The sequence below is a fragment of the Streptomyces sp. NPDC057280 genome, from assembly GCF_042668605.1.
Lineage (GTDB): Bacteria > Actinomycetota > Actinomycetes > Streptomycetales > Streptomycetaceae > Streptomyces.
The window spans coordinates 774,000-785,684 of record NZ_JBHUYR010000003.1 but is presented as its reverse complement, the minus strand read 5'-3'; the positions used below and the strand labels follow the sequence as shown (position 1 = coordinate 785,684).

Annotated in this window: 8 protein-coding genes; all 8 read right to left on the bottom strand. The window is 67.8% G+C overall.

Annotation, left to right across the window (positions count from 1 at the left end; all coding sequences use genetic code 11):
- Window positions 1–18: 18 nt before the first annotated feature.
- Window positions 19–159 (bottom strand): hypothetical protein, encoded by a 141-nt coding sequence (locus ACFUO4_RS22190; protein WP_179143318.1) that lies wholly within the window; start codon window positions 157–159, stop codon window positions 19–21.
- A 120-nt stretch (window positions 160–279) separates the two neighbouring features.
- Window positions 280–1,407, bottom strand: a complete 1,128-nt coding sequence (locus ACFUO4_RS22185) for an ABC transporter ATP-binding protein (RefSeq protein WP_079308152.1) — start codon at window positions 1,405–1,407, stop codon at window positions 280–282.
- A 58-nt stretch (window positions 1,408–1,465) separates the two neighbouring features.
- Entirely contained in the window at window positions 1,466–2,527 is a 1,062-nt protein-coding gene (locus ACFUO4_RS22180) for an ABC transporter ATP-binding protein (RefSeq protein WP_079308150.1), read from the bottom strand.
- Window positions 2,528–2,537: 10 nt separating this feature from the next.
- Window positions 2,538–3,518, bottom strand: coding sequence for an ABC transporter permease (locus tag ACFUO4_RS22175; protein ID WP_079308148.1), 981 nt, complete (start codon window positions 3,516–3,518; stop codon window positions 2,538–2,540).
- A gap of 85 nt (window positions 3,519–3,603) precedes the next feature.
- Window positions 3,604–5,412 carry an ABC transporter substrate-binding protein gene (locus tag ACFUO4_RS22170; RefSeq protein ID WP_079308146.1) on the bottom strand — a complete coding sequence of 603 codons (1,809 nt, stop codon included), beginning with the start codon at window positions 5,410–5,412 and terminating at the stop codon, window positions 3,604–3,606.
- A 106-nt stretch (window positions 5,413–5,518) separates the two neighbouring features.
- Window positions 5,519–6,556, bottom strand: a complete 1,038-nt coding sequence (locus ACFUO4_RS22165) for an ABC transporter permease (RefSeq protein WP_079308144.1) — start codon at window positions 6,554–6,556, stop codon at window positions 5,519–5,521.
- A 654-nt stretch (window positions 6,557–7,210) separates the two neighbouring features.
- Window positions 7,211–9,118, bottom strand: coding sequence for a translational GTPase TypA (gene typA / locus ACFUO4_RS22160; RefSeq protein ID WP_079308142.1), 1,908 nt, complete (start codon window positions 9,116–9,118; stop codon window positions 7,211–7,213).
- 230 nt (window positions 9,119–9,348) lie between these two features.
- Window positions 9,349–11,589: an ABC transporter family substrate-binding protein gene (locus ACFUO4_RS22155; protein WP_383487265.1), complete on the bottom strand. Its 2,241-nt coding sequence runs from the start codon at window positions 11,587–11,589 to the stop codon at window positions 9,349–9,351.
- Between the last annotated feature and the right edge of the window lie 96 nt (window positions 11,590–11,685).

Genomic DNA, 11,685 nt, shown 5'->3' with positions numbered 1-11,685 from the left:
CGCCGGGGTCTGCCGTTGTCAGCTGTCGATCTGCTTGTTCTGGATCGTCTCGATCTTGTCCAGGAGCCGGACCTCGATGAACTCGGGCTGCTGCGGGGCCTCGGAGTTGCCGAGCGTGCCCTGGTCACCGAAGGTCTCGGCGTGCGTGGTGTGCTCCACGGTGCTCTCCCTTTCCGATGGATCGGATGCCGCGGGCGGCCGCCGGTGACGGCCGTCCCGCTTCTGCCGTCCAGCCTCGGACAGGGATCTTTCCGCGGTCTTTCACCGGCCTTTCACCGGCTAGTCGTCGTTCAACTCCTCCTCCAGCGCCGCCAGCGCCGGGTCCAGCACGATGTCCTCGTCCCGTGCCTCGATCGTCGGGTCCTCAGGGAAGTGGCAGGCCGTCAGATGGCCCTCGCGGTTGCCGGAGATCCGGATCAACGGCGGCTCCTCCGTGGCGCACTTGTCCTGCGCCTTCCAGCACCGCGTCCGGAACCGGCAGCCGGACGGCGGCGAGATCGGCGACGGGACGTCACCGGCCAGCCTGATCCGCTCCCGCCCGCCCGTCTCCGTCTCCTCCGTGAGGTTCACCTCGGGGACCGCGGACAGCAGGGCGTGGGTGTAGGGGTGACGGGGGCGGGTGTAGATGGACTCGCGGTCGCCGACCTCGATCACCTTGCCGAGGTACATGACCGCGACGCGCTGCGAGAAGTGCCGTACGACAGCCAGGTCGTGGGCGATGAACAGGAACGCGATGCCCAGCTCGTCCTGGACCTTCCGGAGCAGGTTCACGACCTGCGCCTGGATGGAGACGTCGAGGGCCGAGACCGGCTCGTCCGCCACGATCAGCTTCGGTTCCAGGGCCAGCGCACGTGCTACGCCGATACGTTGCCGCTGACCGCCGGAGAACTCGTGCGGGAAGCGGTTGTAGTGCTCGGGGTTGAGACCGACGATCTCCAGCAGCTCACGGACGCGCGCCTCCCGGCCGCCCGTCGGCTCGATGCCGTTGATCTCCATCGGACCCGAGATGATCTTGCCGACCGTCTGCCGCGGGTTCAGCGACGAGTACGGGTCCTGGAAGATCATCTGGATCTCGGAGCGGATCGGCGCCAGCTCCTTGCGGCTGGCATGGGTGATGTCCTTGCCGCGGTACGAGATCTTCCCTGCCGTCGGCTCCAGCAGCCGGGTGATCAGGCGGCCGGTCGTCGACTTGCCGCAGCCGGACTCGCCGACCAGGCCGAAGCTCTCGCCGACATGGACGGTCAGGTCGATGCCGTCGACGGCCTGCACCGCGCCGACCGTGCGCCGGATCGGGAAGCCGCCCTTGACCGGGAAGTGCTTGGTGAGCCCTTCGACGACCAGCAGCGGGTCACCGGACGAGTCGGCGGCCGCCTCGCGCGGGGCCGGGAGGACGAGGTCCTCTTTCATGACGTGTCCTCCTAGGACTGGGACTACGACGGGCCCGGGCTGGGCTTGGTCTCTTCGATCAGCCCAGGCTGGGCTTGATCTCCTCGATGAAGATGGTCCGCTTCTGGTCCGCCGTGAGATGGCAGGCGGAGGCGCGGTCCGGGGCCAGCAAGGGGCGTTCGTCGGTGCAGCGGGTACCGCCGACCCGGTCCTGGAAGGTGCAGCGCGGGTGGAACCGGCAGCCGGACGGGGGGTTGAGCAGCGAGGGCGGGGCGCCCGGGATGGGGGCCAGGGGGGCCGCGAGGTCCGAGTCGAGGCGCGGCATCGAGTTCAACAGACCCCAGGTGTAGGGGTGTTGGGGAGCGCGCAGGACCTCGTTCGTCGTGCCTCGCTCGATCGCGCCGCCCGCGTACATCACCATGATGTCGTCGGCCATGTCGGCGATGACGCCGAGGTCGTGGGTGATGAAGATGATCGCGGAGCCGAACTCCTGCTGGAGGTCCTTCAGGAGGTCGAGGATCTGGGCCTGCACCGTCACGTCGAGCGCGGTGGTCGGCTCGTCGGCGATCAGCAGGTCCGGGTCGCAGACCAGGGCCATCGCGATCATCGCGCGCTGGCGCATACCGCCGGAGAACTGGTGCGGGTAGTCCTTCGCGCGTTCCTTGGGGTTGGGGATGCCGACCTTGCCGAGCATCTCCACCGCGCGGTCCCAGGCGGCCTTCTTGGAGGCGCCGGTGTGCTTCATGAACGGCTCGGCGATCTGCCGGCCCACCGTGTAGTACGGGGACAGCGCGGTGAGCGGGTCCTGGAAGATCATGGCGACCTTGTTGCCGCGCAGCTTCTCCAGCTCGGACTCCCGGGCGGTGGTCAGCTCCTGGCCTTCCAGGAGGATCTCGCCCTCGACGGTGGTGAACTTCGGGTTGTGCAGCCCGAGGATCGTCAGGTTGGTCACGGACTTTCCTGAACCGGACTCGCCGACGATGCCGAGGGTCTTGCCGCGCTCCAGGTCGAAGGAGAGTCCGTCGACGGCGCGGACCATGCCGTCCTCGGTGCGGAAGCTGACGTGCAGGTCGCGCACCGAGAGGAAGGCGCCCGCGTCGGACGGGACGGGCGCCCCGGCCTCCTTGGTCAGAGTGGTCACGACAGAGCTCCTAGGACAGCCGCACGCGCGGGTCGATGAAGGCGTAGCAGGCGTCGACGACGATGTTGCACAGCAGGATCACGGCGGCCGAGAACAGCATCACGCCGAGCAGCAGCGGCAGATCGCTGAACTGCACCGACTCCACCGCGAGCCGTCCGAGGCCGGGCAGTCCGAAGGTGTACTCGGTGATGATCGCGCCGCCGAGCAGCGAGCTGAGGTCGATGCCGAGGATGGTGATGATGGGGATCAGCGAACCACGCCAGGCGTAGCGGAAGAAGACGTAGCGGCCGCTCATGCCCTTGGCGCGGGCGGTGCGGACGTGTTCCTCCTGGAGCTGCTCGATCATCGAGGAGCGTGCCATACGGGTGTACTGCGCGGCGAAGATCGTGGAGAGCACGGCCCACGGGATGATCAGCCCGGTGAACCAGGCGGCGGGGTTGTCGGTGATCGGGGTGTAGTCCGGCTCGTCGAAGATGTGGGTCTGGTAGACGAGGATCGCCAGCGCCAGCGGGCCCAGGAAGTAGATCTGCATCGAACTGAGCACCATGGACCCGGCGGTGAACGACTTGTCCACGAAGGTGCCGCGCTTCCAGGCGGCGAGCAGTCCGGTGCCGAGTCCGACGAACAGGAAGGCGACGGTGGCGCCGGCCGCGAGCGAGAGGGTGAGCGGCAGCCGGTCCATCAGGGTCGACCAGACCTGCTCGTTGGTGTGGTACGAGTACCCGAAGCACGGGGCGGGGCAGGGGCCCTGCTCGAAGTCGCTGCGTCCGGTGACCAGCCCGGACAGGAAGATCCAGAACTGTTCCGGGATCGACTTGTCGAGCCCTAGCGTGTGGTGGATGTTCGCCAGCGCGTCGGGCGTGCAGGTCTTGCCGCACATCAGCAGCGCCGGGTCGCGGGGCATGCCGAAGAAGAGCAGGAAGGCGACCACGGTCAGCAGGACCAGGATCACGAATGAGCCGAGGATCCGGCGGAGGAGGAAGCGCAGCATCTCAGTGGCAGCTTTCGGGCGAAGCCTGGGCGGACGCGGTGCGCCCCGTCACGGGACGGGGCGCACCTGACGCCGCTTGGACGGGTTACTTCACGAAGAGCCTGCGCGGGTCGACGCCGCCGATGACGTCGTCGTACGCGAGGCCACCGATCTTGGATCCGGCGATCTGGGTCTGCTTGTAGTACGCCGTCGGGATGTTGGAGACGACATCCTTCACGATGTACTCGTTGATCTTGTTCCAGGCCTCGGCGGCCTTGATCGGGTCGGTGATGGTGTTCGCCTTGTCGATGTCGGCGTTCACCTTCGGGTCGTTGATGTGCGAGTAGTTCGAGGAGCCGTCCTGGATCTGGCGGCCGTCGTACAGCGGCGGGATGACGGTCGAGGCGCTCGGCCAGTCGGCACCCCACGCGGTGTGGAAGATGTCGTAGTTGTTCTTGACCTTGCTGACCTGGTCGTAGTAGGTCTCGGCCGGGATCTCCTGGCGCTGCACGTCGAAGCCGGCCTTCTCCAGGCCCGCCGCCATGGCGGTGGAGTACTGCTGGCCCTCGGGGGTGTTGATGTAGCCGAAGGTGAGCTTCAGACCGGTCTTGCCGGCCTTCTTCAGCAGTTCCTTGGCCTTGGCCGGGTCACCGGCGGGCTTGGCCTTCTTGCCGAACGGGTCGAACTTGGGGTCGTAGCCCGAGACGGTCGGGCTGATCAGACCGCCGGCGACCTCCATCGCGTCGGTGCCGCCGAAGGCACGGACGAACGGCGTGATCGGCAGGGCGTAGGCGATGGCCTCGCGGACCGTCTTGTCCTGCATCTCCGGCTGGGACAGGTTGATGTTCATCTGGCCCACGTACGGCTGGTAGCCGGAGACCGTGCGGTTCTTCATCGCGGCGTCGTTGAGGACCTTGGTCAGGTTGCCCGCGTCGACCTGGTTGCTGAAGCTGATCGCCGTCGCGTTGGTGCCGCTGTCGTCGAGGATGGCCTTGGTGGAGTCCTCGAACTGCTTGTTGAACTCGATGTTGAACTGGTCGACGTACTGGTGCCGGACCGCGTCGGTCTTCGGGTCCCAGTTGGTGTTCTTGACCAGGGTCATCGTCTTGCCGGACTTGAACTCCGAGATCTTGTAAGGACCGGAGGTCATCGGGGACTTGTCGTACTTGACCTTCGTGTCCTTCTCGGCGGACACGATGGAGTAGCCCGCCATGGCGAGCGCGTACGGCAGGTCGGGCTTGGCCGTCTTGAACTTGAAGACGATCGTCTTGTCATCGGGCGTCTCCAGGACGCTGTCCGGGAGGTGCTTGCCCTTGTAGGGGCCGTCCGGGAGGAGCTTGCGGTACTCGGTGCCCGGGGTGTTCGCCATCCACTGCTGGATGTAGGTCGGGCCGTTGGAGATGAACGGGGCGAAGAGCCGCTCGAAGGTCTGGCGCACGTCCTTGGCGGTGATCGTGGAGCCGTCGGCCCACTTGATCCCGTCCTTGAGCGTGTACTTCCAGGTCTTGCCGCCGTCGGTGGTGGTACCGCTGTCGGTGGCCAGGTCGCCGACGACCTCGTGCTTCTTGCCGTCGTCGCTGGTCGCCTTGTACGCGGTCAGACCGCGGTGGATCAGCTGCGAGAGCGCCATCTCGTCGGAGACGTAGATCTGGCCCGGGTCGAGGTGCGCGAAGCTGTCGCGCTGGAGCACCGTGACGGTGCCGCCGGCCTTGGCGCCGGGGACCTCGGCGGCCGGGCCCGTGGAGTCCTTGGCGTCGCCGAAGGAAATGCCGGCCTGCTGACGCTGCGCGTTCTCCTTGTCCTGCTTGTCGTTGTCGCTGCCTTTGCTGCCACCCTCGCTGCAGCCGGTGAGCACGAGAGCCCCCGCCGCCAGCAGTGAGAGCGCGGCGTACGCGTGGCGTCCACCCTTACCCATCACTCAGATTCCACCCATCTTGTGTCACCGTTGCGAATTGAAGTGCGAACCGGGCCCGGTGGGAGCCGTCGGTCTCTGTCGGGCGGAGACGCCCACAACTTGGCGGTCAGCGCGCCGTCTTGGGATCGAAGGCGTCCCTGACCGAGTCCCCGAGCAGGTTGAACGCCACGATGAAGATGATCATCGAGATGCCCGGGAAGAACATGTAGGTGATGTCGTTCTGCATCACGAGTTCGGTCGACGCCTTGGAGAACATCTGCCCCCAGTCCGGCGTCGGTTCGACGATCCCGACCCCGAGGAAGCTCAGACCGGCCTCCGCGGTCACGAAGTTGGGCAGCATGTAGGTCGACTGCACCAGGATCGGGGTGACCACGTTGGGCAGGATCTCCTTGCGGATGATCCGTACCGGAGACGCCCCGCTGACCTTGGCGGCCTCGATGAACTCCCGTTCTCGCAGGGCGAGTGTGGTGCCGCGCAGGATGCGGGCGAGGCTCATCCAGCCCAGCACCCACTGCACGGCGATGAGGGCGACGACCCGGACGTAGACCGGGGTCTCGTCGCGCGGGCTGACGAACAGCGAGACCACGACCGGCATGCTCGCGATGAAGAACAGCTGGGCCGGGAAGGCGAGGAGGAAGTCGATGACGCGGCTGATCAACTGGTCGGGCTTGCCGCCGAGATAGCCGGCCGCGACCCCCAGGACGATGCCCGTCAGCACGGTCGCGACGGTGACGGCGAGCGAGATCATCAGGGAGTTGCGGATGCCGTACAGCAGCTTGGTGAAGACGTCGTAGCCGTTGCCGGGCTCCAGGCCGAACCAGAACTCGCCGCTGATACCGCCGTTGGGCTGCAGGGGCACACCCGCGCTGTCGAAGAGCTCGGGGCGTTCGTCGGCGAACACCGTGTACGGGTCCTTACCGTAGAGCTTCGCGATCAGGGGGGCCGCGAGGCCGACCACGAAGAAGAAGATCACGACGTAGGCCGAGACCACTCCGGTGCGGTCGCGCTTGAAGCGGATCCACATCAACTGCCCGGGAGAGCGGCCTTCGAGCTGCTTGGCCTCCTCGGGCTTGCTCTTCGGCTGCTGGTCGCCGTCGACGACGACCGAGGTCCCGCCGCCTTCGATGTCGATAGGACTGGTCACAGTTCGCCCATTTCACAGGTGTGGGTGTGCCGAACCGGCGACCGGCACGAGGGTGTGCGATCGCGGATCGGATCATGAAGAAGCGTCAGCGGCGTGTCACGGTCTGCGGAAGAAGCCGCAGCCTGACGCGCGTAGGGGCGGAAGCGGAGCTCCTCAGAGCCGATCGCCGCACGCCGGCGCGGAGTTGACGCAACTTGCGGACGCTGTGACCCATTTGGTGCTTGTGACACCGCGCATGGGACTCCTCCTCATGACTCCACGTGTTCACCAACAGGAGGGGGTACATGCCTTTCCTCCGACACCCCTGACGGAGGGTCAGGCACCCCCTGGTGCTCGTGAGTCGGCGCCGTCCCCACGGCGCGAGACCCATTGACCCGAGCGCTACGCGGCTAACTATCTGCCATGAGCCATGGACCGACCACTGTTCTTAAATCTCAATTCAGTCACAGCTGGCCCGTACATCTTCCAAAATCTGGACAAACTGTCTGGCGTAAGAAGGCCGCGAAACGGACTTGTTACATGGGTATCGGGCGAGGATCTCCGCATTACGGACATCCTTCACCGGCCCTCCACAGCAAACCGACTGAAAATCAGTTGCAAAAAGCCCGGGCACCCCCAAGATGGGGGTGCCCGGGCTCAGGAACCGACTGTCGGTCAGCCGTGCTTGGCGCGGCTCGCGGCGCGGGCGCGCTCGCGGGCGTCCAGGTTCACCTTGCGGATGCGAACCGCCTCCGGGGTGACCTCCACGCACTCGTCGTCGCGGCAGAACTCCAGCGACTGCTCCAGCGACAGCTTGCGCGGCGGGACGATCGACTCGGACACGTCAGCGGTCGAGGACCGCATGTTCGTGAGCTTCTTCTCCTTGGTGATGTTGACGTCCATGTCGTCGGAGCGCGAGTTCTCGCCGACGATCATCCCCTCGTACACCTCGGTGCCCGGCTCGACGAACAGCACGCCGCGCTCCTGGAGGTTCGTCATCGCGAACGCGGTGACGGCACCGGCGCGGTCGGCGACCAGGGAGCCGTTGTTACGGGTCTGGAGGGTGCCGAACCAGGGCTCGAAGCCCTCGTGGATGGAGTGCCCGATGCCCGTACCGCGGGTCTGGGTCAGGAACTCGGTCCGGAAGCCGATGAGACCGCGGGACGGGACGACGAACTCCATGCGCACCCAGCCGGAGCCGTGGTTGGACATGTTGTCCATGCGGCCCTTGCGGACACCCATGAGCTGCGTGACGGCGCCCATGTGCTCCTCGGGCACGTCGATCGTCATGCGCTCGACGGGCTCGTACGTCTTGCCGTCGACCTCCTTGGTGACGACCTGCGGCTTGCCGATGGTCAGCTCGAAGCCTTCCCGGCGCATGGTCTCGACCAGGATGGCGAGCGCCAGCTCGCCACGGCCCTGGACCTCCCAGGCGTCCGGACGGTCCGTCTCCAGGACGCGCAGCGAGACGTTACCGATCAGCTCGCGGTCCAGGCGGTCCTTGACCTGGCGGGCGGTGACCTTGCGGTCCTTGACGGCCGACTTCGCGTCGGCGCCCTTGCCGGTACCGCCGCGGCCCACCAGCGGCGAGGTGTTGGTGCCGATGGTCATGGAGATCGCGGGCTCGTCGACCGTGATCAGCGGCAGCGGGATCGGGTTCTCGGTGTCCGCGAGGGTCTCGCCGATCATGATGTCGGAGATACCGGCGACGGCACAGATGTCACCGGGGCCGGCCACCTCGGCGGGCTTGCGGGTGAGCGCCTCGGTCATCAGCAGCTCGGAGATGCGGACGTTGCTGATGGAGCCGTCACGCTTGATCCACGCGACCGTCTGGCCCTTGCGCAGCTCGCCCTGCTCGACGCGGAGCAGCGCGATACGGCCGAGGAAGTTGTCGGCGTCCAGGTTGGTGACGTGCGCCTGGAGCGGGGCGTCCTCGTCGTAGGTCGGAGCCGGGATGTGCTCCAGGATCGTCGAGAAGAACGGCTCCAGGCTGTTGGAGTCGGCCGGGACCGTGCCGTTCTCCGGCTTGGTCAGCGAGGCGATGCCGTCACGGCCGCAGGCGTAGACGATCGGGAACTCGATCTGCTCCTCGTCCGCGTCCAGGTCGAGGAAGAGGTCGTACGTCTCGTTGACGACCTCGTCGATGCGGGAGTCGGGGCGGTCCGTCTTGTTGATGCACAGGATGACGGGCAGGCGCTGCTGGAGCGCCTTGCGCAGCACGAAGCGGGTCTGCGGCAGCGGGCCCTCGGAGGCGTCGACGAGCAGGACGACACCGTCGACCATCGACAGACCGCGCTCGACCTCGCCACCGAAGTCGGCGTGGCCCGGGGTGTCGATGATGTTGATCGTGATCGGCTCGCCACCGTCCTTGGGGTGGTACTTCACCGCCGTGTTCTTGGCGAGGATCGTGATGCCCTTCTCACGCTCCAGGTCGTTCGAGTCCATCATGCGGTCGTCGACGCCCTCGAGCTGGTGCGCGGCGAAGGCGCCGGCCTGCTTCAGCATGCCGTCGACGATGGTGGTCTTGCCGTGGTCGACGTGGGCGACGATGGCGACATTGCGGATGTCGTGGCGCGTGGCCATAGTGCGGCGTACTCCCGGAGTGGTGTGGAAGGGGCCTGCGCGTACGTCTGTGTGACGCGGACCCTGCCGGGCTGTACATGCCACGGCCTCACCCCATGGTACGTGGGATTGACACGGGCGGCCTCCGGGGGCGGACTCAGGCCTTCTGAGCAGCCCTGGAACCGGTCGGGCAGCGCCGGGCGGCGGCCTCCCGGCCGCTGTCGCCCGGTGCGGGCTCCGCGCAGGTGTACCTACTTCTCTGTGGGGCTCGCCGAGGGGTTCGAGGCGCCCTTCCGCAGGAAGCCCATGTCCTCGTACACCGGGGTCTGGAAGCCGAAGGCGCCGGCGTTGGCGATGCTCTTGCGCGCGGCCGTCAACTGGGGCCGCTGGTAGAGCGGGATCGAGCCGGCGGCGGCCCAGATCCGGGAGTCGGCCTTGCGGATCAGGCCCCGGCTCTCGTCCTCGTCCAGCGTGGAGACGGCCTGGTCGAAGAGCTGGTCCACCTGGTCGGTGCCGACCCGGGTGTAGTTCTGCTCGACGTTCAGGGAGCCGTCGGCGGCCGGGACCGGCTTGGCGTAGATGGGCCGGGCGTCGGTGGCCGGGAAGGCGGACGCGGGCCAGGAGTAGAGGGCGAGGTCGAACTGGCCGGACGCGATGTGGTCCTTGAAGTAGCTCTCGTCCGCGACCTTGGTGATCTCGGTGCGGATGCCGACCTTCTGGAGCATGCCGGAGATCCGGTCGGCCACCGTGCGCAGGGTCTGCGAGCCGGGCCCGGACGGCAGCACGAAGCGGAGCGTGAGCGGCTTGCCGTCCTTGGCGAGCGCCCCGGCCGCGGCGCCCGCCGGCGCGGCGGTGCCCCGGGGGGCGTAGGCGCCGGGAGCACCGCCCTTGAGCTTGTTGGTGTACTGCTTGCCGTCCTGGGCGAGGTGCTGGGAGCCGTCCCCGCGCTCCTGGTGCTTCTTGGGATCCTGCTTCTTCTCCCGCTCGGCCTCGCGCGGCGCCTTGTCGTCCTCGCCGACGATGTACGTCCCGTCCTCGGACCCCTCTTCGTCCGAGGAGGAGCCCGCGGAGGAACCCGAGGAAGCCTTCTCGCCCTTGGCGCCGGCGGCCTTCTCGCCCTTCTTCTTCTCCTTCTTCAACGGGCCGCCCGGCACCCAGCCGGCGTCCGCGAGGAGAGCCTGCGCCTCGGCGGTGTCCTGGCCGCCGAGGGCGCCGCTGTTGTCGGCGTAGGCGGCCTGCCCGGCGAGGGCGAGGTGGCTGCCGACCGGCTCGGCGGGCAGACCGAGCGGGGTGAGCACGGCCGAGGCGAGCGCCTCGCGGTCGATGGCGCGGGCCACGGCACGGCGGACCCGCTCGTCGGCGAGCGGACCCTCGGCGCCGTTGAGGGCGAGCTGGGTGTAGGCGGGCTCCAGGGAGCGGCGCACCTCGAAGCCGCGCAGGGCCTGCTGCTCGCGGGCGTACGCGGAGATCTCCCTGCGCTGCTTCTCGCGGGCGCTGATCTCCTCGTCGGCGGCCTCCTCGTCGGTGCCCTTGGCGACGGCCCAGGAGCGCAGGGAGTCGGCGGCGGTGAGGTTGCTGCCGGGGCCCATCAGCGGGGTGGCGCTCGGCGTGCCCTTCGCCGCCACGGTGATCCGCTTGACCGACTCGGGGTCGATCTCGGCCAGGTCCAGTTCACCGGAGGCGAGCGCGGCGGCCCGCTTGTCGCGGGGTACGGCGCGCAGCACGATCTCGTTGAGCTTGGCGGGGTGGCCCCACCAGCGCGGGTTGCGGGCGAGGGTGACCTCGTCGTCCTTGCGGTCGACCTTCTCCACCGCGAAGGGACCGGCGGTGACCTTGAGCTTCTTGCGGGCGCTGTCGTTGAAGGCGTCCGGGGTGCCCATGACGTCCTTGGGGTACAGCGGGGAGAACAGCGACTTCCAGTCGGCGTACGGCCGCGCGAAGGTGACCTTGACCTCGAGGTCGTTCTTGCCGCGCTCGATCTTCTCGATGCGGTCGTAGCCGGCGTTGCGGGCCGTCCAGTAGGCGGTGTCCTTGCCGGACAGGGCGCGCCACTGGGCGGCGAAGTCGGCGGCGCCGATCTGCCGGCCGTCGCTCCAGACGGCCTGCTGGTTCAGCTTGTACAGCACGACCTGGCGGGGCTCGGTCTCGACGACCTCGGCCTTCTCCAGATAGTCGGCGTCGAGCTGCGGGCGGCCGTTCGCGTCGAGCCGGTACATGGCCGGCAGGACGGCCTGGGCGACGCGGGTGGTGGTGGCGTCGGCGTCCGACTGGAAGGTGTTGAGGGTGTCCGGCACGGAGTCCACGGCCCAGCGCAGGGTGCCGCCGTCGGCGACCAGGGAGCGGTCGGCGAATCCGATGTCCGACGCCGCGAGCGGCTTGCCGGCCGGGTCCTCCGAGCTGCACCCGGTGAGCACGGACACCGCGAGGGCGCCCGCGGTGAGGAAACCGGCCGAGCGCATCACCGCGCGCAGCCCGACGCCGTCGTGGGACATGCCGTCTACCTCCGGGGGGGTGCGCCGCCTGGTTTCGATCACGTTTGGCGGTATATGGAGCTGATCAGATGTATGCGGCCACTGAAGAGGAAAGGG